Raw genomic sequence first — 21,915 nt, forward strand, 5'->3', positions numbered from 1 at the left:
CCCCGCAAGGGCGCAGCAGTATCGACGACTTAAGATTTGAAGTTGAAATCCTGAACCTTAGCGGCGTTTTCCGGGGAGATCAGAATGCCGCGGAACATGATGCGCTGTTTCTCCGGTTTAGTGCCTTTCTGAATAAAGTTGTCCAGATCGGTCACACCCTGCGCGGCGATAGCCTGCGCCTGCAGCATGACGGTGGCTTTCAGCGTGCCTGCTTTCACCGCATCGCGCTCGTCGTTGCTGCCATCAATGCCCACGACAATTACATCGTTACGGCCTGCCGCTTTCAGCGCCGCAATAGCGCCCAGCGCCACCGGGCCGTTACCGCAAATGACCCCTTTAACATCAGGATGCGCCTGCAGAATGCTGTCCATAATGCGTTTGCCGTCGATCAGGGTACCTTTGGCGTCCTGTCTCGCCACGCTCTGCATGTCGGTATACTGGTCAAGGACCTGGTGGAAGGATTTTGAACGGGTGACACAGTTATTATCGGCGAGGTTACAGGTCAGTTCGGCATATTTGCCCTTCTCACCCATCTTCTCTACAAAGACGTTGGCGACATCAGATCCCGCCTGGAAGTTGTTGTGGGTGATCTGCTCCAGCGCAACGTTATCGACCGGTATTTCACGGTTGATCAGCACCACCGGAATGCCGGCATCTTTGGCTTTCTGAATAGCGGCGACGCTGGCGGTAGAGTCGGCGTTGTCGAGAATAATACCCTGCACTTTTTTGCCAATGGCGGCATCAATCAACTCGCTCTGTTTTTTAACGTCTTCGCCGTGGGACAGCACGGACGTTTTGTACCCCAACTCCTGAGCCTTCATATTGGCTCCCTTCGCTTCTGAGGCGTAATAAGGGTTATCGAGCGAGTTGACCATAATCATGATGGTGCCTTTATCAGCTGCCAGCGCTGCGTGGGAGAAGGTGCAGGCGGTGGCAACGGCTAATACGGTTAAACGCATGTTCATAGTGATGTTCTCTCATTATTGTAGGTACAGCGCGTAGGGTATTGCGTTTGTTACGGCTCTGGTGCTGGCGAAGGATTACCAGATGGTAAAACCACCATCGATCATCAGATCGGCGCCGGTGATCATGTCGCTGCCATTGCTGGCGAAAAACAGTACGGCAGCGGCAATTTCATCGGTGTAGGCGAAGCGCCCCATCGGGATCAGCTGCTTCATCGCCTCGCCCTTTTCTCCCCGCCAGGCTTTTTCGCCCATCGGCGTCAGCACCACGGTCGGAGAGAGGGTATTTACGTTGATTTTGTGCGGCGCGAACTCTTTGGCCATCACCTTAGTCATGCCCAGCAGTCCCGCCTTGGCGGAGGTGTAGGCCACATGGTTATCGATAGCGATGGAGGCAGCCTGAGAGGCGATATTAATAATTTTTCCGCCTTTTCCCGCTTTCACCATCCGTTTCGCCACCGCCTGCGAGCAGAGGAACGGGCCGGTAAGATTTACCGCCACCTGTTTCTGCCACTCGGCGAATTCAGTTTCCAGCACCGGTTGCAGCATCACGTAGCCGGCGCAGTTCACCAGGATATCAATATGGCCATAATGCGCCTCAACCTGCTCAATCGCCTGCTCAACTGAGGCGGGATCGGTAACGTCGCACTGCACAAACTGCACGCGTGCCAGATCAAACTGCCCGGACACATCGCTGACTTTCTCCTGCTCAAACGCCGGGTAAAGCAGCGCCAGGCTCGCGCCCTTTTCCAGCAGCATCTGGTTGCTGGCCATGGCGATCCCGCCCAGCCCGCCTGTGACCACCGCCACTTTGCCGCTCAAATCCATGTTGATATCCACGCCGTAGCGCAGATTGACATCATATTCATTACTCATCAGCGCTCTCCTCAGGCCGCAGCCACAACGTGCTGTAAGGTGGTACGTAATCCCTGTGCATCAATACGGAACTGGCTGCGCAGCGCGGCGCGGCTGCTGCTGTGGGTAAACTCATAAGGCGGGATACCCAGTGCGGTAAAACGCTGACGCAGGCTGTGCCTGTGCAGGATTTCACCGATGATGCTGCTCAGTCCGCCGCTTAACGAGTGCTCCTCCATGGTGATCACCTGCTGATGAGCGCTAATCAGCTTCACCACCGCAGCTTCATCCAGCGGCCAGAGCGAAGGTAGCGAGACTATAGTGATGCTTTCATCTTTGGCAGCCAGCGCTTCATGGGCCAGGGTTCCCAGACAGAACACCACGGTTTCCTCTCCCTGCTGCAATACCTCAGGCTTACCGGGCACAAACTCATACTCTGCACTGTGCAGCACTGGCACTTTATCGCTGTCCATACGGATATAAACCGGCCCGTTATGTTGAATGGCATAGCGGGCGATGGCGCTGGCCTGAACGGCGTCGGCAGGCGCGAACACCTGTAGGTTGCCGAAGGTGCGGGCAATGGCGATATCGTTGGTACAGTGGTGCGTTGCTCCCAGCGGGCCGTAGGCAAAGCCAGCATTCAGCCCCAGCATTTTGACGTTGGTTTCGGTGTAGCAGATGTCGTTTTTCACCTGCTCATTGGAGCGGGCAAACAGGAAAGGTGCGGCATTAGCGGTAAACACGGTACGGCCGCTCAGCGCCATCCCTGCCGCCATACCAATCATGTTTTGTTCGGCAATACCGACATTGATTACCCGATCCGGAAAGGCTTTCTCGAACGGAGCAATTTTCGATGTTGAGGTAGAGTCAGCGACCATCACGCTGAGGTTCGCCCCATTATTTTGTTCATCCACCAGCGTGGCGATGACCGCGTCGCGTAAGTCTTGCATTATTCTTCCTCCAGCTCTGCCAGCCCCAGGGCCAGCTGCTCATCATTGGGGACCGAGTGGTGCCAGGCCGGCACGTTGGCCATAAAGGAGATGCCGTGGCCCTTTTCGGTATTAGCGAGGATCACTCGCGGTTTGCCGACAGAGGGCTGGTTCACCGCATTGGCGATAGCCTGCGGATCGTGCCCGTCGCACTCCAGCACCTCGAAACCGAACGCCAGCCACTTATCAGCCAGCGGCTCCAGCGGCATAATCTCTTCCGTTTTGCCCGCCAGCTGCAGGCGGTTGCGGTCGACGATAGCGATCAGGTTATCGAGCTTGAATTTGCTGGCGGACATGGCCGCTTCCCAGTTTGATCCCTCCGCCAGCTCACCATCACCCAACAGGACAAAGGCGCGACGATGGCCCATGCCGGAGAGCTTGTTGCCCAGCGCCAGGCCGACGCCGATCGGCAAACCATGACCCAGACCGCCTGAGTTAATCTCCACCAGGTCAGGCAATTTTTGCCGCACCGGATGACCGGCCAGCAGCGTGTCGTCACCCATAAATTGATCGAGCACCGTCGGGTCAAGCATCCCCATAGCGGCCGCGCTACAGTAGAGTCCGCCTGCGCCGTGCCCTTTCGACAAAATGAAGCGGTCCTGGTCGGGACGTGCCGCGGAGCGATCCATCACGCCCATAAAGAGCGTACAGATGATGTCTACCTCGGAGAGATCGGCGCCGGTGTGCCCTTTACCTGCCCGATGATTCATTTGCAGGACGTAGCGCCGGGCCTGACGCGCAGTCTGTTTGATTGCCTGAAAGTCCATCATTACCTCTTCGTCTGTCGCGCCGCTGACCAGATAGCGAACGCCTGCGGCTCATTCGTTTTCGAATAAAAATATACGCTATCGTTTTTAAGCATATTGTGGGGCAGATCAAATTTCAATCAAAAGCCTGCTAAATAGTTAACCGATTGATTTAAAGCGATATAAGCATTTACCGCCTTAATGCAGAGGGACGATAATGCTAAAAACATGTGATAAATCAAGGTAGTTATATCTCTGCAGCTTTCGTTCGAAAATGGAAAGAGTTTTTTGACAGGACTCGCATTGATGCGTTAGCAGGGTTAATATTTGCCATAACAACAGGCCTGCTGCGGATTCGGGCCTGTTCTTCGTAGTAAAGGGAGAATTTCGGTTGAAAAGCAAAAACGAACAATTAGCCGATATGCAACAGCGGCGAGAGAAGATCCTGGAGATGATCAGGGAAGATGGCACGGTCACCGTCAGGATGCTCACCGAGGCCTTTGGCCTGACAGAGGCCACGATCCGTACCGATCTGCGCGTGTTACAGAAAGAGGGCTTTGTACAGCGTTATCATGGCGGTGCCACGTTAATGACCGGCAAACAGAATACCGGCGCGCTGATGCTGGAACGTCAGACGCATCTAGATGAGAAAGATGCTATCGGGCGACTGGCTGCCCAGCATATCGAAAATGGCGATACGGTGATTTTCGATTCCGGCACCACCACCACCGCAATAGCGCAGCACCTGGGCCATATCAACAAGCTTTCAGTGGTTACCACAGCGGTGAATATTGCGTTAATGCTGGGTGGCGAACCCGGCGTCAATATTTTGCTTACCGGTGGCACCTTTAAGTTTCCCACGCTCTCTACCTCCGGCGAGAAAGCGGCCAGCTTTTTTGAGAACGTGCTGGCAGAAAAGCTCTTTCTCGCCACCGCCTGTATTTCACCGAAGCTGGGGCTGAGCTTTCCCAGCGAAACGGATATCAAGGTGAAAAGCGCTATGATCCACTCCGCCAGCACTGTTTATGTGGTGGCGGATTCCAGTAAAATCGACAAGGTTTCGATGTTTGCGCTGCCCTGTGACTGGAGCAATATTCAGTATCTGATCACCGATAAGGGCATTGCCAAAGCCTCGGTCGAGGCTTTTGAAGCACTGGGCGTAAAGGTGCTGATCGCCACGCCTTAGCTGAAGGCAAACCAGCGGCTTTTACAGCCGCTGATGCCTTGTGAGTTCACCTCCCGCCTGAAACAGCCTTCAGACCCTGTTCAGAATAAACGGCGCTTCGTTCAGTGCGGTTTCCGTGACGCCCGCCAGGTCAGCCCGGTAGAACTGCACGACCTCCCCCACAATCAGTAAAGCGGGCGACTGCGGCTTTTCCCTGCGGACAGTTTCAGCAAGCTGCTGCAGACTGGTCAGCGTGACGCGCTGATCGGCACGCGTGCCCCGCTCCACAATCGCCACCGGGGTTTGCGCATCACGCCCGAAAGCGATCAGCCGTTCGCTTAATGCTTCGCACCAGGTCAGCCCCATATAAAACACCAGCGTCTGGCAGGGATCTTTCAGGCTGTACCAGTCCAGCCTCGGTTTCCCCTCTTTGCCATGCCCGGTAATAAAGCGAACCGACTGCGCCATATCACGGTGCGTCAAAGGGATGCCGGTGGCGGCCGCACAGCCTACCGCCGCTGTGATGCCAGGGACAATATGGCAGGCAATTCCGGCCTGCTGAGCCGAGGCCATCTCCTCACCGCCGCGACCAAAGATAAAAGGATCGCCCCCTTTCAGGCGGATAACTTTCTGTCCGGCGGCGGCCAGCTCCACCAGCAGCTGATTGATCTGCGACTGTTTCATTCCGTGGAAGCCAGGCGTTTTACCCACATCAATACTGAGCGCCCCTGGTGGAACAAGCGCCAGAATCGCCTCGCTCACCAGCCGGTCAAAGACCACAACCTCTGCCTGCTGAATTAACCGCAGCGCTTTCACCGTCAACAGCTCTGGGTCGCCAGGCCCGGCACCTACCAGCCATATCGAGCCAACCTGATGGCGCTGGCTCTCGCTGGCAAGCAGCTTATCCAGACCTGCAATATGTGTTGTCATAGTTAACCTCTTTCAGACTGGCGACTGCGCGCAGGCAATCAGCTGTTTAAGTTCTGGTAAGCAGGAGCCGCAGTTGGTACCACATTTCAGCGCCACGCCCAGCGCTTCGGTGGTGTCGCATCCGCTGGCAATCGCTGCTGCAATCCGCTGTTCGCCGACGCCGAAACAGCTGCAAATCGTTCTGCCCTGGCTGCTGCCAGCGCGAGCCTGACCAGCCAGCAGCGCAAAACGACCTTGAGGCGTAACCGGGGCTTGAGTAAAGGCGCCGGTTACGCTCTCGTTATCAATATCGGGTAGCCTCTCGCGATCGCTGTAGAAGGCCAGCTCAATGCACCCCTTTTTCCAGCCAAGCAGATGGAAATAGCCCTTATCAGCCTGCGCGGTCTGTAGCTGAAGTCCGCTGAGCAGCCCCTGAGCAGTCAGCCAGGCCAGCGCCGTTCCCTCTCCCGCAAGGTGGTAACGGATTGCTCCCACCTGCGGAATTTTGGCCCACCAGGCACTTTCTCCCAGCGAGGCTGCCTCACGCAGATATAAAATGCCCTGCCAGTCACTTTTCCAGCGGCGCACGCGTACGGCGGTTTGCTTGCTTTCCGGCTGCCCGGACTCGGGACAGAGGGTCGGCGCAATCAGCGCATCCACGCTGCCCTGGCTACAAAACTGACGGTTCCAGTGCATGGGGAGAAACAGATTGCCACGCAGCGCGCCTTCGCTGATTTTCGCCCGACACACCATCCAGCCACGGTCGGACTGGACCCTCACCAGATCGTCCTCCCGCAGACCATAGTGCCGCGCATCGTCCCGATGCAGTTCGCAAAAAGGTTCCGCATAATGCTGCATCAGGCGCGGAACCGTGCCGGTGCGGGTCATGGTATGCCACTGGTCACGGATGCGGCCGGTGTTGGCAATCAGGGGATAGTGGCGATCGGCCTGCGCTACCGGCAGGCGTGGAATAACGGCGATCAGGCGTGCTTTGCCATCGGGATGAAAGAAGCGAAGGTCAGTAAATAATCTGGCGCAGCCAGCAGGATGTTGCTGATTAACCGGCCACTGAATGGGCTGCAACCTCTCCCACTGCTGATTATCGATTTTCGCCAGCCCGCTGATATCAAAAGCCCGCTGGCCATTATTCCCGAAACCTGACAAAGCGGCATGCTCACGAAAGATCTCCGCAGGGTGCTGCCAGTCGAACGCCCCGGAAAATCCTAACCGCTGTGCAACCTGTGACAAGATCCACCAGTCAGGCATCGCTTCACCCGCAGGTGCAGTAAACCCCCGCTGTCTGGAGATACGACGCTCGGAATTGGTGACCGTGCCATTTTTCTCCCCCCATCCCTGAGCAGGTAGCAGAATATGGGCCAGTGCGGTGGTATCGGTTGCAGCGCAGACATCCGACACGATAACTAACGGGCACCTCTTCAGCGCGGTCAGTACGGCGCTGCCATCCGGTAGTGAAACGGCGGGATTGGTTCCCATTATCCAGATCGCTTTCACCTCACCGCGTCCGACTGCCTGAAACAGTTCGACCGCTTGCAGGCCCGGCTGGCTGGCAATCCTCGGGCTTTGCCAGAAGCGTTGTACCAGCTCCACCTCTGCCGCAGAGAAACCCATATGGGCCGCCAGCTGATTTGCCAGGCCACCCACTTCACGGCCCCCCATCGCATTGGGCTGACCGGTTAAAGAGAAGGGGCCAGAGCCTGCCCGACCGATTTTGCCACTCGCCAGATGGACATTGATAATGGCATTGCATTTGTCGCTGCCGCTGCCGGACTGGTTGATTCCCATACAATAGAGCGTCAGCGTGGCCGCAGAAGCGCTGAACAGCCGGTAGAATTCCCGTACCTCCGTGACCTTGAGCTCACAATATTCCGCTACGGCATCAACATTCCACTCCGCAGCTGTGGCTAAAGCTTCCTCCAGCCCCAGAAGATGCTCCGCCAGGCTTTCATCCCTCTGCTGATTCTCTTCCAGCCAGTGCAGCAGGCCGTTAAACAGGGCCGCATCGCTGCCGGGTTTCAGGGCCAGATGTAAGTCGGCCAGATCGCAGGTAGCGGTCCGGCGCGGATCGATCACCACCACTTTTATCTCTGGCCTGGCCTTCTTCGCCTGCACCAGCCGCTGCCAGGCGACCGGGTGCGCCCATGCGGTGTTCGACCCCGCCAGGATCACCATATCGGCAGCGTCGAAATCGTCGTAACAGCAGGGAACCGCATCAGCACCCAGCGCTCTTTTGTAACCCACCACCGCCGAAGCCATGCACAGGCGTGAATTGGTATCGATATTGGCTACGCCCAGAAAGCCTTTCATCAGCTTGTTGGCAACGTAGTAATCTTCAGTGAGCAGCTGACCAGAAGCATAAAAGGCCACCGCCTGCGGGCCGTGCTGATCAATAACCTGTTGCAGCCTTTGCGCTACCTCATCCAGCGCCTGAGACCAGCTGGCCTGCTGACCCGCTATCTGCGGATGTAATAATCTGCCCGCCTGCCCTGAGGTATCGCCCAGGGCCGATCCTTTTACACAGAGCCTGCCGAAGTTAGCGGGATGCTCAGTATCACCGCTGACCAGGAAACTGCCGTCAGGCTGCGGCAACACCTCCACCCCGCACCCTACGCCACAATAGGGACAGGTGGTTTTCATGATGCCTCCGCCTGTAGCGCAATATACTCAGGCGTGGCAATTAATACCCTTCCGCCTTCGACTTTCACCGGCCAGCAGCGTACCGCTGTTCCGCTGTTATCCAGCGCCAGGCCATCGCGCAGGCGGAATCTCTGTTTATAGAGCGGAGAGACAACCATCGCTTCGCCCGCGCTGTCACCAAGAATACCGCGCGACAGCACGCTGGCCCCGGTGCCCGGCTCTTTATCCTCCAGCGCAAAGACCTCATTATTCAGCCGGAACAGCGCAATACGCTCGCCGCCAAAGCGGGCGCCAATCCCGGCCTGAGGCGGGATCTCATCCAGCCTGCACACTTCGGTCCAGGGCAGAACTTCTCCTGAAACAAAGTGAGGAAGCGGATCGCTCGCCGGACGGATCTGGCCGCGCTGCTGCGACCAGCGTACGGACTCATCAGGTTTGGTGCTGTTGACCGTGGCGTGGAACAGCGCCAGACGTTCGGGGTCAGCCAGCGTGGTCTGCCATTCGCACTGCCAGGACGCCACCACCCTCGCCATCTCCTGCTCCAGTTCGGCCGCAATGCCCAGCGAGTCGCCGATAACCACTTCGCGCAGATAGGCCAGACCCCCTTCCATGTTATCCATCCAGACGCTGGTTCGTTGCAGGCGGTCAGCGGTGCGGATATAGAACATCAGCAGGCGATCGACATAGCGGATCAGCGTGGCGTCATCCAAATCGCTGGCAAAGAGATCGGCGTGACGCGGTTTCATCCCGCCGTTGCCGCAAACATAGAGGTTCCACCCTTTCTCGGTGGCAATCACGCCAATATCTTTGCTTTGCGCTTCAGCACACTCGCGGGTACAGCCTGACACCGCCATTTTGATTTTATGCGGGGCACGTAAGCCCTTATAGCGGTTCTCCAAATCGATGGCGAAGCGGGTAGAGTCCTGTACGCCGTAGCGGCACCAGGTAGAACCCACGCACGATTTCACCGTACGCAGTGATTTGCCGTAGGCGTGGCCCGTTTCAAACCCTGCGGCCAGCAGCTGCTGCCAGATCTCCGGCAGCTGATCCAGGGTAGCGCCAAATAAGTCGATGCGCTGGCCGCCAGTAATTTTGCTGTAGAGGTTGTAACGCTGGGCAATTTCGCCGATAGCAATCAATCCCTGAGGAGTAATTTCCCCCGCCGGGATCCTTGGGACCACTGAATAGGTGCCGTCTTTCTGAATATTGGCAAAATAGCGGTCGTTAGTATCCTGTAGCGGCAGATGCTGCGGTTTCAGCAGGTACTCATTCCAGGTGGAGGCGAGCAGAGAGCCGACCAGCGGTTTACACACTTCACAGCCCAGCCCGTGACCATGTTTTTCCAGCAGCGCGTCAAAAGTTTTGATCTCCTCCACGCGGATAAGATGATGTAGCTGCTGGCGCGAAAAGGCGAAGTGCTCACAGATATCCTTCTTCACCTCAACGCCCAGGGTGGAGAGCTGATGCTCCATTACCTGTTTAACCAGCGCAGCGCAGCCGCCGCAGCCGGTGGCCGCCCTGGTGCAGCTTTTCAGCGAGGCCATATCGCCGCAGCCGCCTGAGACCGCCGCACAGAGATCGCCTTTCGAGACATTGTGGCAGGAACAGACCTGAGCGCTCTCCGGCAACGCCGCCACGCCCAGCGCTCTGACCGGCGCGCCTTCCATGGCAGGCAGGATCAGCGTTTCTGGCTGGGATGGCAGCGGCAGGCTGTTGAGCATCAACTGTAACAGCGTGTTGTAGTCGCTGCTGTCGCCCACCAGCACGCCGCCCAGTAATCTTTTGCCATCTGCGGAGAGCACAATTTTTTTGTAGATCTCCTGCGGTTCGTTGTGCCAGCTGTAGCTCTGGCTGTGCGGCGTGCGCCCATGCGCATCGCCAAAAGAGGCGACTTCCACACCCAGCAGTTTGAGTTTGGTGCTCATGTCTGCGCCGCTGAACTGTGACGCTTCGCCAGCCAGCGTGTCGGCAACCACCCTGGCCATCTGATAGCCGGGCGCAACAAGTCCAAAAATCTGTTCCTGCCACAACGCGCACTCGCCAATGGCAAAAATGTCTTCGTCAGAGGTGGCGCAGCTGGTGTCGATGATGATGCCGCCGCGTGCGCCCAGCGCCAGCCCGGCTTCTGCGGCGAGCCGATCGCGGGGACGAATTCCTGCGGAGAACAGCACCAGATCGCTCTCCAGCGTGCTGCCATCGGCAAAGTTCAGCCGCAACTTGCCCTCTTCCAGAGTTTCAATTGACTGGGTAGCTTTGCTGGTATGCACCCGCACGCCCAGCGCAGCGATTTTACGCCGCAGCATGCCAGCGCCGCCCTCATCCAGCTGGACCGCCATCAGGCGCGGTGCAAACTCAACAACTTCAGTTTCCAGCCCCAGCTGTTTCAGCGCGTTGGCCGCTTCCAGCCCCAGCAGGCCTCCGCCTATCACCACGCCTCTGCGTGAGTGCTGCGCTTTCGCTGCGATAGCATCCAGATCGTCCAGCGTGCGGTAGACAAAGCAGCCAGGGCTGTCATTACCAGCAATGGGAGGAACAAAAGCATAAGAACCGGTCGCCAGCACCAGTTTGTCCCAGCTCATTTCATGACCACTGGCCTCGCGCACGCAGCGACGCTCACGATCAACAGCCACCACGGGCCGATGGGTACGCAGCTCAATACCGTGATCAGCGAAGAAGTTTCCGGCCACTAACGACAGCTCAGCGTGCCCTTTACCCGCAAAATAGTCGGAAAGATGCACCCGATCATAAGCCACATGACGCTCTTCACCGTACACCACAATGTGATACTGCTGGTGAAGCTGTCGGGCAACAAGCTGCTCCAGAAAATGGTGGCCAACCATACCGTGGCCGATTACAACGAGTGTAGGTTTGCTCATCTTTATGCTTCCTGCAGCCTGAGGCTGCGCTGGGTTAGTGGGATCGAACAGCACGCTGGTGTGGGTCGGGGTGCTGTTTTGCATCAGGGGCAGTAAAGTGACAGCGTCACTTATATCGCCGTAAAGCAGTATCCCTGTCAGCCGGTTCTGGCGGAAAAACAGGCGGCGATAGTGGCGATCTGTGGGGTCAAAAGCGGTGGCGCAGAGGGTGCCCGGACTCTGGGTAATCTCCCCGGCGCTGAATATTTCAATGCCGGTGACTTTGAGCCGGGTGCCATTATCCTCGGTGTAAAAATCCTTTACCGGTGCGCCTGCAAGCCGTTGCGCCAGCAGAACAGCCTGAGCAAGACATGGCGCCACCAGCCCGAAGGTTTCGCCTTCAATCTCACAGCACTCCCCTATGGCACTGACCTCTGGCACCGAAGTGCGAAACTGGCGATCCACTACGACGCCACGGTTGCAGGCAAGCCCCGCCTGCTGCGCCAGGCTTAGCGCTGGCATAACGCCCGCCGCCACAATGACCCTGGCAGCGGCAAGCTGGCTGCCATCGGTCAGAGTGACGGTTCTGCTGCCAATATGCTGAATGCCGCTGTTCATCCGGCAGACAATCCCTCGTGCCGTCAGGGTTTCCGCCAGCAGTTCTCCAGCTTTAGCATCCAGCTGACGATCCATCAGCCAGCCGTTACGGTGCAGCAGAGTGACGCTTCTGCCGCGCAGGCGAAGCGCCGCCGCCGCTTCCACCCCCAGCAGCCCCCCGCCCAGCACCACCACCGGGCCGTCGTCCGCCAGCATCTGCTCTACGTCAGCCAGCTTGCGAAAGCCGCTGACATGCGGCTGCTCAATGCCCGCAATAAAAGGCATTGCCGGTTCAGATCCGGTAGCCAGCACCAACTGGTCCCAGTGCAGCGTGCGGCACGCTGTGCTTGCGGTTTTGCTGGGTAGATCGAGTGACAGCACCTCTTCACCGCTGAGCAGCGTGATGCCGCGTTGCTGGTACCATTCGGGCGTGTGCAACAGGGTTTCAGCAAAAGACTTTTCCCCGCTCAGTACAGGCGAGAGCTGGATACGGTTGTAATTCCCGTAAGGCTCACGCCCTGCTACCGTAATGCGGTAACGTTCAGGCGCCAGCGTCCACAGGGTTTCAACCATGCGCATTGCCGCCATGCCGTTCCCTATCACCACCAGATGCTCCGCCATCATCCTCTCCTTACGCCGCTGACTGCTTTTCATAGAGAAAATGCAGTATCTGCTGACGAAGATGCTGGTAACGCGGCTCATCGGCCAGCGCCACCCTGCTGCGGGGACGAGGCAGATCGACCGTCAGGATTTCTCCCACCGTTGCCGCCGGCCCATTGGTCATCATCACCACCCGGTCTGAAAGCAGTACCGCTTCATCCACATCATGGGTGATCAGCACAATGGTGGTGTTAAGTCTCTGCTGGATCTCCATCACCGCGTCCTGCAGGCGTGCCCGCGTCAGGGCATCCAGTGCGCCGAAGGGTTCGTCCATTAGCAGCACCTTTGGTTTCATCGCCAGCGCACGGGCAATCCCGACCCGCTGCTTCATGCCCCCTGACAGCTCGCCGGGACGTTTGGTCAGCGCGTGGCTCATCTGTACCAGCTCCAGGTTGTGCAGTATCCAGGCGTGCTTTTCAGCTTTACTCTGCCCTTTGCACACCTGATTCACCGCCAGCGCTACGTTGTCATAGGTGGTCAGCCAGGGCAGCAGCGAATGGTTCTGAAACACCACCGCGCGCTCCGGACCGGGACCGGCAATTTCACGGTTATCACACAACAACACGCCTTCACCTGGTTGAGTCAGACCGGCAATAAGATTCAGTAACGTTGATTTACCGCAGCCTGAGTGGCCGATAAGGCTCAGGGTTTCGCCTTGGTGAATATCGAAGCTGACGTTATCCAGCGCCAGGAATTCTCCTCTGGCGGTGTTAAAACGCTGGGTGACCTGTTGTACCTGAATAATGGGTTGCATCATTTGCCTCCTTCCTGCCATGAGAAACGGCGCGCCAGCAGCATCAGTCCCTGCTCTAACAGCAGCCCCACCACCCCGATAATGCCGATTGCCACCAGAATGTTTTGCACGTTCAGGTTGTTCCACTCATTCCAGATCCAGAAGCCGATCCCCAGCCCGCCCGTCAGCATTTCGGCTGCCACAATCACCAGCCAGGCAATGCCGATGGAGAGACGCACGCCGGTCAGTACCGACGGCAATACGGCGGGAAAAAGAATTTTACGCAGGATGGTTAACTCCGTGAGCTGCAACACGCGGGCCACGTTGAGATAGTCCTCGGGGATACGCTTTACCCCTTCGGCGGTGTTGATAATCATCGGCCAGATAGAGCAGATAAAGATGGTCCAGCTGGAAGCTGGCTCCGCACGCTGGAACAGCAGCAGCCCTATCGGTAACCAGGCGAGCGGGCTGACCGGGCGCAGCAGGGCCACTACCGGACTGAACATCCGCCCGAGAAAAGTAAAGCGGCCCAGTAAAAATCCTCCGGGAATGCCCACCAGCGCCGCCAGGCCGAAGCCTGTCGCCACACGCTCCAGCGAGGCCAGGACGTTCCAGCCAATCCCCTGATCATTCGGCCCTGCGTTATAGAAAGGATCGGCAAACAGCGTAACCGCAGCCTGCCAGGTCGATGCCGGGTCAGGAAACCCCCTGCTGTAGAGGGCGGCCAGTTGCCATACCGCCAGCAGCAAACCCATGCCACAAAAACCGGGAAGAAGACGCTGGATAGCCGGACGTAACCACTGCCGTCTGACCGGCTCTGGCTGCTCAGCACGGGTTTTTAACGGGATAACACTGGCTTCTGCCGTTGGGGTGTTTACGATTAACGGCACTACGCGAGCCTGATTTTTCATTTCTGACCTCCAGAGTGAATTGCAAAGCTGTCGGCATACTCAGCGGGCTGGCTGCCATCCCAAACCTTGCCGTCTGCCAGCGTGCTGCTGCGCATCGCGCTGGCAGGAAGGGAAATATTGCCCACCGCGCTGGCTGCCTGCTTGTAGATATCGATTTGGTTGATCTGTTTAGCCACCGCCAGATAGTCGGGATGCTGCTTAAGCAGCCCCCAACGCTTCTGCTGGGTCAGGAACCACATGCCGTCAGAGAGCCAGGGAAAGCTGACCGCACCGTCGTTGAAAAAGCGCATAGCATGGGCGTCCTGCCAGCTTTTCCCCAGCCCGTTTCTGTATTGCCCCAGCATCCGGCCCTCGATCGTTTCCGGTTTGGTATTGATGTAAGCCCGTCCGGCAATCGCCAGCGCGGTCTCTTTGCGGTTTGCGTCGGAAGCATCAATCCAGCGTGCAGCTTCCAGCACGGCGGCGGTCAATGCCCGGGCGGTATGAGGATTCTCTTTTACCCACTGCGCGCGGGTACCCAGGATCTTTTCAGGATGATCCGGCCAGATATTTTGGGAGGTTGCGGCGGTAAAACCGATGTTGTCGCTGATGGCGCGCTCGTTCCAGGGTTCGCCCACGCAGAAACCGCTCAGGTTGCCAATTTTCATGTTCATCACCATTTGCGGCGGCGGGACGATCACGGTTCTCACGTCCCGGAAGGGATCGATACCGCCATTGGCCAGCCAGTAGTAAAGCCACATCGCATGGGTGCTGGTTGGAAAGGTGTGTGCAAAGGTATAGGTGCCAGCAGGTTGCCCTTTTATTGCTTTCTGCAAGCCGGTTACCTCCGTGACTCCGGCCTCTTTCAGCTGATTCGACAAAGAGATGGCCTGGCCATTCTGATTCAGGGTCATCAGGTTCGCCATCTCATGCTGCGGTCCGGCTACGCCCAGTTGCAGGCCATAAATCATGCCGTAGAGAACATGTGCCGCATCAAGCTCCCCGGAAGTGAGCTTGTCACGCACCGCCGCCCAGCTCGCCTCTTTACTGGGTTGCAGCGTGATACCATATTTTTTATCGAAGCCCTTAAGAGAAGCCATCACTACCGGCGCACAGTCTGTCAGGGGAATAAAGCCCACTCTGACGGTGGTTTTCTCCGGCGCATCGGAGCCGGCAGCCCAGACGCTGTTCATCAGGCCGGGGATCAGGTAACCGCCGCCAAGCAGGGCGCTTCCGGCAAGAAATCGTCGTCTGGAGAGCGGAAATCTCGGTTTACTCATCTTGGGCTTCCTGAAAAAAATGCATAAAAAAAGGCGTCCGACCAGCATGCTGAAAGCATGCGGCAGGACGCCTTTATCCAAAGCACTCGCTCCACCGCCATTGGCGAAACAAATGCATCATTGTGATAAAAGTTATTGCAAAGGCTGTGCCAGATTCTCTTCAGGCGTTGTAGGGTGCCTGAATCCTTGCGCTACGGGGATGGAAGCTCTCAACGTCGCTGACCGCGACGCCAGATATGCCCCAGCATGAGGCAGAATTCGCACACCCTTTGTGCAACTACTCATTTGGAGGTAGTGGGGAAAACAGCGGCAACCGAGAGCAGCGCGCTGGCGATATCCACCATGCGACGGTTCTGATCCATCGCCATTTTTCTCAGGATCTGCCAGGCCTGCTCTTCGCTGTAGGCGTGGTGCTGCATCAGCATTGCCTTAGCGCGATCGATTACCTTGCGCTCGTTAAGAGTTGTCCGCATTGCGGCCAGCTCATCATCCTGCGCCTGCAATCGCTGCGACTGCTCCTGAACCAGCCCAAGCACGGAGCGCCCGAGTTCAGGCATCAGCCCGTCCGTTTCCAGCGGTCCGCCACTGGCCATTCCCTCATTACTGGCGACAAAGACCGTATAAGCGGGTTCATTTTTCAGCTGATCCACCTTCTGCTGTAAAGCGGCTTCGCCACTGCTGGCGTCTGCAGTCCCCCGCAGACTGTCGCGGCAGCGCAGCAACAGCTGCTGAGCCAGGCCATCTTCAATGCTCTTCAGTCCGTCGATACGTCGGGACATTAACTGAAACCAGCGCAGTGCCATCTCATTCCCCTCTGCCTCTGGCTGGCTGCGGGTGCAGGCGATGCGCCTTAACCGCTCCACATCATTTTCATCGCTGCTGACCTGCCGCCATTTTTGCAGGCTTTGGGCATCAGCAAACTGGACAAAGCTGGCAAAGCAGCGCTCCTGAGACGCTATCAGGCTGACTATTTTCTCACTCTGCTCTGGGCTGAAGAGGCCTGCGGCAAAGCCTGCCGAACCGATCGCCCTCTCCTGACCCGCCAGCTCCTTCCCCTGCATAAAAGTGAACATGGCGATTTGCGCTCTGGAAACATCGCGATCGGTGGCTGTGTCGATCGTTTCAAAAACCAGGTTAAGCAGTTGACGAATGATGTAGCTGAACCGATCCATCGCACCGGAATGAGTGAACCGGAAAAGCCTGACGCCTTCCCGCAGCGCTGCCAGCTCGCTGATGGCATGCAGCGCAGTGGCTATTCTGCAGAACAAACGGCGATTACCCGGCCACGCGTGCTCCGCAGAAGGCAGCGGCGGCAGATGGCGCATCAGGCTGTTTATTGCCTGGCTTACCTGCTGCGCTCTGAGCGGCAACTCTTCCCCAAACAGCTGCCCCTGAGAACATAGCCAGATGTTACTGGCCCCACGTTCACGCTGCAGCTCATGGATAAGCTGGCTTATTACGTCGGTCAGACGACCAGTCTGCAGCAAATTTTGCAGTCCGGCCCGTTCACACTGTTGCGAAGCGAGCAGCCAGGAGTGAGCCGCAGAAAGGGTTCCACTCATTTTGCATCTCCATAATATTTGGGCTTTTCAGGAAGAAGCAATTTCTGTGCCTTAAGCGTTTCGCTCTGGCTTTTCGCTGAAAAAGGCGCGCAGCGTTCAACGAAACAGAAGGAAAAATGGTTAAGTAAATCTGATATTTCTATTGTTGCCAGAAAAATTAAACTCTGGCCCTGCGCAAAACCCTGCTGCAGGCGGCATGAATACAGATTATTCCTACTAATCAAATTGACTTGTTGTCACCTTTCAGGCAAAGATTGTCACCTATCTCCGGCCAGATAACATGTAAAGAGGCGCTCTGCAATGGTTCCCATTCTCAAAAGCCTAATGTAAACTGTTGCCGTAGATATCTTTCTGTAAACCTGAATAATTTTTAATGCTCTCTGCGGCGAAACAGCGCAGAAAGCGCACAAAAAATGTTGGGGTTTTGCCTGTGGACGTTAAGTCACACTGATGAAATTCATGAGGAACAATGTGAAAATAAGCATCGCGTTTACCCTGTTGGCAGTGCTCTCTCTGTCCGGATGCAAAGCTCCTCCTCCGCCGATGACGGACGACACGCTGGTAACCAGTGAAGTAGATGGTGTCAAATTCACCCATCGCCATGCGGTCCAGGCTCCTCAATCCTTTACTCCGGTCAACGAAACCTACCGTGCGCTCTATAACGCCTCGGTAATGACCAGCCCCGACTTTAGCGGCAAAGTTGTTCGCTACCTCGAAAACGGCAAGCCGTTCACCGTACTGGGTGAAGTGGAAAATCACTGGCTGGCGATAGCTGACCCGGATCAGGAGCAATTAATAGGTTATGTACCCTTCAAAGCTGGGGTGAAAGCCGATCTTTATGATGCCACGCTTAAGAGCGATCGTCCCCGCCCGCGTAAAAATGCAAAAAAGGTGTGCGTTGACGTTGGAGGCAAGAGCAAAGCCTGTCGCAACAACGATACGGCTACCTGGATTTTAGAGTAAGCCTGATGACCCCGGACAGTGCTGCTGACGCTTCTTATCCCGTCAGCCAGGAAAACCCGTTACTGGCCGCAGCGGCGCCTTTGCTGAACGCCATTGTGCAGATCCGTCTGGCAGCAACGCATGACGATCCGGCCGGATTGCGGCAGCAGTTGGTCGACGAGATCCGCCTATTTGAGACGCGCTGTAAGCAGGCGGGTTTACCGTTCGATATGATTATCGGTACCCGTTACTGTCTGTGCAGCGTGCTGGACGAGGCTGCCGCCCAAACGCCGTGGGGAACCCGGGGCGTCTGGTCGGGCAACGGTCTGCTGGTCACGTTTCATAATGAAAGCTGGGGCGGCGAAAAAGTGTTCCAGCTGCTTTCACGCGTGTCGCAAAACCCCGTTCAGCACCTGCCGCTGCTTGAGGTGATTCATTATTGCCTGCTGCTGGGCTATGAAGGCCGCTATCGTGGCATTGAGCAGGGCCGGATCCAACGTGATGCCCTGCGCAGCCGTCTGGCCCAGCTGATCCAGGATACCCGTGGACAGCAGCCGGCCAGGCCTGAACCTGCGCCAGTCATCCCCGCCAGCCAGAATACTTTCTGGCGCCCACCGGTTCCGCTCTGGGTCTGCATCACCCTTACCGCCTTTATTGCTTCCCTGATCTGGTCCGGCCTCAACTGGCGGTTAGGCAACGCGGCTGAGCCGGTACTGCGGGCAATCTGGCAAATGCCGCTACCCAAAACTGAACCCGTCAGGCGCAGCGCTACCACGCAGGCGATGCTCGATTTGCATCAACGTCTGGACGATTTGATTGCGGCCAGAACGCTTGATGTGGCAGACGGCACCAACGGCAGCAAGATTATTATTGCCTCCGACAAGCTCTTCAACACTGCCGGAACCGATCTCTCGCCCGCCGGTCGGGCGATCATGACGCGGGTTGCCGCCGCCATGGATACCATCAAAGGCACCATTCAGGTCAGCGCCTATACCGATAACCAGCCGGTGCAATCTGGCCGTTTCTCCTCTAATTATGAATATTCGCAGGCGCAGGCGCACACGCTGATGAAGATCCTGCAGCAGTTAATGATCCAGCCAGGACATACGATCCGCGGTGAAGGCCGTGGCGACAGCAATGCGCTGCTGCCAAACGACAGCCAGGAAAACCGGGCGCAGAATCGCCGGGTAGAGATCCTGCTTTTCCCTTCGCCTGCCACTCAGGCCAGCAGCACACCTCCAGCGGGGACTCCCTGATGCCATCTCGCCTGTTCTCCCTCTTTTCCAGCCGCCTGTTGTGGGGCTTTTTGGGTATTACCGCGCTTTCCGCGCTGATTTGGGTCCTGGGGCCACAGCTGGCCCTGAAGGGCACTCACTGGCTTGAACCCGCCCTTAATCGGCAGGTCGCCATCGGCCTCTGTTTTTTCCTGTGGATCATTTTCCAGTTGATCCCGCAGCTTTATCGCGCCTGGTTCAATAATAAACTGCTGACTAATCTGCAAACCGCCAATATCGACGCTGCCGACCAGGCGATGACGGAAGAGCTGCTGAACACGCGTTTCAGCGAGGCGGCAATGATGCTGAAGAAGACGCAGTTTACCAAACGTTCTCAGCAAAAAAGTCAAAAACAGGGGTGGTTCCAGCGCTTCAACGCCCAGTATCTCTACCAGCTGCCGTGGTACATGATTGTGGGCGCACCGGGCGCGGGTAAGACCACGGCACTGGTGAATTCAGGACTTGAATTCCCTCTTAGCGACACGCATGGCAAAACGGCCCTGCGTGGCGTGGGCGGCACCCGGCATTGTGACTGGTGGTTTACCGATGAAGCGGTGCTGCTGGATACGGCGGGTCGTTACACATTGCAGGAAAGCCAGCGCGCGCGCGATGCCAGCGAGTGGCAAACCTTTATCACCCTGCTCAAACGTTACCGCACCCGTCAGCCGGTCAATGGCGTTATTATGACGGTCAGCGTGGCCGATCTGCTGAGCGATTCTGCTGAAGCCCGCTTTAATCAGGCCACCTCTTTGCGCCAGCGCATGTCTGAGCTGCACCAGCAAACCGGGATCCATTTCCCGGTCTATGTCATGGTAACTAAAACCGACTTACTCAAGGGCTTTATGAGTTACTTCGGTTCGCTGGATAAAGCGCAGCGCGATCGCATCTGGGGATTCAGCTTCCCCTGGGAAAATAACCGGCAGAGCGAATCTGTCATTAACGCGCTGTTTGACAGCCAGTTTCGCGAGCTGACGCTCAGGTTGCAGCAAGACCTGGCCAGCAATATGGCGAAAGAGAGTGATTTAACGCTACGGGCCGACTGTTTCCTCTTTCCGCAGGAGTTTGCCTCTCTGCGTCCTTTGCTGGCGGAATATCTGGATATTGTCTTTACGCCTGAAGGGGGCGAGATGCCCTGGACGGTACGCGGCGTGTTCTTCACCAGCGGCACGCAGGAAGGTTTGCCGTTTGACCGCATCATGGGTGAGCTGACGCGCAAACTTCAGCTGCCGCTGGCTTCAGGCCACTCTATTGCCAGTTGGGACTCGGTCAATCGCCACGCGCCGATACCGGCTAACAAGGGACAGAGCTATTTTATCCGCTCGTTGATGAGCGAAATGATATTTGCGGAAAGCGGCCTTGCCGGGAGTGACCGCTCATGGGAGCACCGTAACCGGCTGCTTCACTGGGCGGGCTACGCCTCACTGGGGATCGCCCTGCTGATTGCCACCCTGCTCTGGTCCACCAGCTATTATAAAAACAAGCAGTATCTGCATCAGGTAGAGAGCCGGGTAGACGCCGTTCACCAGCAGGCCAGAGTACTGACGGACAATAACACCGGGGATATCCTGGATCTGCTACCCTTCTTAAACAGCCTGGTGGCGCTGCCGCAGAGCAGCCAGTTCTCGCTGGAAGCACCGCCGCTGAGTATGCGGGGCGGACTTTACCGCGGCGATCAGGTAAGCGATGCAGCCTGGGGATTCTACCAAAACGCGCTGAAATCACTGTTGTTGCCGCGCGTGGCGCAAAATATCACGCTGACCCTGAGAAATGATAAAGGGGAAGACAGCGAGTTCAGCCGCAATGCGTTACGCGCTTATCAGATGCTCTATCAGCCACGCAGCTATGACGGTGAATTTTTGCGCGGCTGGGTAATGCAAAATCTGCAGCGCACCCTGCCGGCAAATGTCACTACCCGGCAGCTTCAGCAGTTGGACTGGCATCTGAGCCAGTTGCTGGACCGACAAATTCAAAGCTCACCCTTTGTACGGGACAATGTGCTGATGATGAGGAAATTAGCGGTTAATCTGGAAAATTCTGGCCGGCAGCCTGATAACACCCCGGCAATTATTGCTGCGCCGGTGCGGTTTGCATCAAACGTTCACTGAGCAAAAGGTCATGACAATGCCAGAAAAAACAGTGCTCGGATGGTATGGAAAGCTGCCCGGTACCGGCGATTTTCTTCAGCGCCGCCTGCCGGAAAATATTGTGACCAGCTGGTCAAACTGGTTTCAACTGGGGCTGACCCACTGGCATCATCACCGAGACGGCGCGCTGTTCAGCCGGGCGCCCGTCTGGAATTTTGTTCTGCCCGCAACGCTGGGCGTTCAACGGGTGCAGATTGGCTGCCTGCTTCCCTCCAGGGACAGAGTGGGACGCGCCTGGCCACTGATGGCGCTGCATAGCGTTGCCGTCAGCCACTGGCATCCGGCGCAGCTGGCGGTCTCCGGAGAGTGGTTTCAGCAATTAGGTAAGACGCTTCATCAGGCTGTCAGTAACATCTTTACCCCGGAACAGCTTGCCGCTTCGCTGCTGGCGTTACCGCCGCTCTCTGTCCCGGATACGGGCCGGTCAGATATCATGGACGTTATCGGTTATCAGGATCTGCCCTGCACGCTTGCCTGGCATGAAGTGGCGACCCGGTTCAATCCCAGCCAGTACACCAGCTACTGGTGGACAAATCAGAGTGATGGCTACCCTCTGGCCAGTCACAAACACAGCGGTAACCTCACCGCTCAGCTATTTTCACAATTATTCGATCCGGCCGCCGTTGCGCAACCGGGTCGACATGGACTCTATCCACCCATGTTTGAATAGAGTTATTTGGCCTCTGGCCCTGGCTTC

Annotated in this window: 16 protein-coding genes; 5 read left to right on the forward strand and 11 right to left on the reverse strand. The window is 57.1% G+C overall.

Annotation, left to right across the window (positions count from 1 at the left end; all coding sequences use genetic code 11):
• Positions 1–29: 29 nt before the first annotated feature.
• The 4 genes from SD961_RS16025 to SD961_RS16040 all read right to left on the reverse strand — a co-directional run bounded on the left by SD961_RS16025 (position 30) and on the right by SD961_RS16040 (position 3,573).
• A complete protein-coding gene (locus SD961_RS16025; protein WP_318791346.1) occupies positions 30–965 on the reverse strand; it encodes a D-ribose ABC transporter substrate-binding protein in 936 nt (311 codons plus the stop codon).
• 75 nt (positions 966–1,040) lie between these two features.
• Entirely contained in the window at positions 1,041–1,838 is a 798-nt protein-coding gene (locus SD961_RS16030) for a GolD/DthD family dehydrogenase (RefSeq protein WP_318791347.1), read from the reverse strand.
• An 11-nt stretch (positions 1,839–1,849) separates the two neighbouring features.
• Complete coding sequence (locus SD961_RS16035; protein WP_318791348.1) at positions 1,850–2,767, reverse strand: transketolase family protein; 918 nt, start codon at positions 2,765–2,767, stop codon at positions 1,850–1,852.
• The gene (locus tag SD961_RS16040) at positions 2,767–3,573 is read right to left on the reverse strand and encodes a transketolase (protein ID WP_318791491.1); all 807 of its coding nucleotides are present in this window, start codon (positions 3,571–3,573) and stop codon (positions 2,767–2,769) included. The genes SD961_RS16035 and SD961_RS16040 overlap by 1 nt, the downstream gene beginning before the upstream one ends.
• Positions 3,574–3,943: 370 nt before the next feature.
• Between SD961_RS16040 and SD961_RS16045 the strand changes: the two genes are divergently transcribed.
• Positions 3,944–4,738: a DeoR/GlpR family DNA-binding transcription regulator gene (locus SD961_RS16045; RefSeq protein ID WP_318791349.1), complete on the forward strand. Its 795-nt coding sequence runs from the start codon at positions 3,944–3,946 to the stop codon at positions 4,736–4,738.
• Between the two features lie 69 nt (positions 4,739–4,807).
• Here SD961_RS16045 and cobA read toward each other — a convergent pair whose 3' ends face one another.
• The 7 genes from cobA to SD961_RS16080 form a co-directional block, all read right to left on the reverse strand.
• Complete coding sequence (gene cobA, locus SD961_RS16050; RefSeq protein ID WP_318791350.1) at positions 4,808–5,647, reverse strand: uroporphyrinogen-III C-methyltransferase; 840 nt, start codon at positions 5,645–5,647, stop codon at positions 4,808–4,810.
• 12 nt (positions 5,648–5,659) lie between these two features.
• The gene (locus SD961_RS16055) at positions 5,660–8,281 is read right to left on the reverse strand and encodes a nitrate reductase (RefSeq protein ID WP_318791351.1); all 2,622 of its coding nucleotides are present in this window, start codon (positions 8,279–8,281) and stop codon (positions 5,660–5,662) included.
• Complete coding sequence (gene nirB, locus SD961_RS16060; RefSeq protein WP_318791492.1) at positions 8,278–12,354, reverse strand: nitrite reductase large subunit NirB; 4,077 nt, start codon at positions 12,352–12,354, stop codon at positions 8,278–8,280. Before nirB ends, SD961_RS16055 begins: the two co-directional genes overlap by 4 nt.
• Positions 12,355–12,364: 10 nt before the next feature.
• Complete coding sequence (locus SD961_RS16065; RefSeq protein ID WP_318791493.1) at positions 12,365–13,147, reverse strand: ABC transporter ATP-binding protein; 783 nt, start codon at positions 13,145–13,147, stop codon at positions 12,365–12,367.
• Complete coding sequence (gene ntrB / locus SD961_RS16070; RefSeq protein ID WP_318791352.1) at positions 13,147–14,037, reverse strand: nitrate ABC transporter permease; 891 nt, start codon at positions 14,035–14,037, stop codon at positions 13,147–13,149. The genes SD961_RS16065 and ntrB overlap by 1 nt, the downstream gene beginning before the upstream one ends.
• A complete protein-coding gene (locus tag SD961_RS16075; protein ID WP_318791353.1) occupies positions 14,034–15,296 on the reverse strand; it encodes a CmpA/NrtA family ABC transporter substrate-binding protein in 1,263 nt (420 codons plus the stop codon). The genes ntrB and SD961_RS16075 overlap by 4 nt, the downstream gene beginning before the upstream one ends.
• A gap of 281 nt (positions 15,297–15,577) precedes the next feature.
• A complete protein-coding gene (locus SD961_RS16080) occupies positions 15,578–16,858 on the reverse strand; it encodes a nitrate- and nitrite sensing domain-containing protein (RefSeq protein WP_318791354.1) in 1,281 nt (426 codons plus the stop codon).
• Between the two features lie 450 nt (positions 16,859–17,308).
• On the opposite strand from SD961_RS16080, the gene SD961_RS16085 reads away from it, so the two are divergent.
• From SD961_RS16085 to tagF, 4 genes are read left to right on the forward strand one after another with little or no spacing between them, the layout of a single operon-like run.
• Complete coding sequence (locus SD961_RS16085; RefSeq protein WP_318791355.1) at positions 17,309–17,821, forward strand: SH3 domain-containing protein; 513 nt, start codon at positions 17,309–17,311, stop codon at positions 17,819–17,821.
• A 5-nt stretch (positions 17,822–17,826) separates the two neighbouring features.
• Complete coding sequence (gene icmH / locus SD961_RS16090) at positions 17,827–19,056, forward strand: type IVB secretion system protein IcmH/DotU (protein WP_318791356.1); 1,230 nt, start codon at positions 17,827–17,829, stop codon at positions 19,054–19,056.
• Positions 19,056–21,179 carry a type VI secretion system membrane subunit TssM gene (tssM, locus tag SD961_RS16095; protein ID WP_318791357.1) on the forward strand — a complete coding sequence of 708 codons (2,124 nt, stop codon included), beginning with the start codon at positions 19,056–19,058 and terminating at the stop codon, positions 21,177–21,179. Before icmH ends, tssM begins: the two co-directional genes overlap by 1 nt.
• Before the next feature lie 16 nt (positions 21,180–21,195).
• Positions 21,196–21,888 (forward strand): type VI secretion system-associated protein TagF, encoded by a 693-nt coding sequence (gene tagF, locus SD961_RS16100; protein ID WP_318791358.1) that lies wholly within the window; start codon positions 21,196–21,198, stop codon positions 21,886–21,888.
• Positions 21,889–21,915 lie beyond the last annotated feature (27 nt).

Source organism: Erwinia sp. MMLR14_017 (genome assembly GCF_033657285.1).
Lineage (GTDB): Bacteria > Pseudomonadota > Gammaproteobacteria > Enterobacterales > Enterobacteriaceae > Erwinia.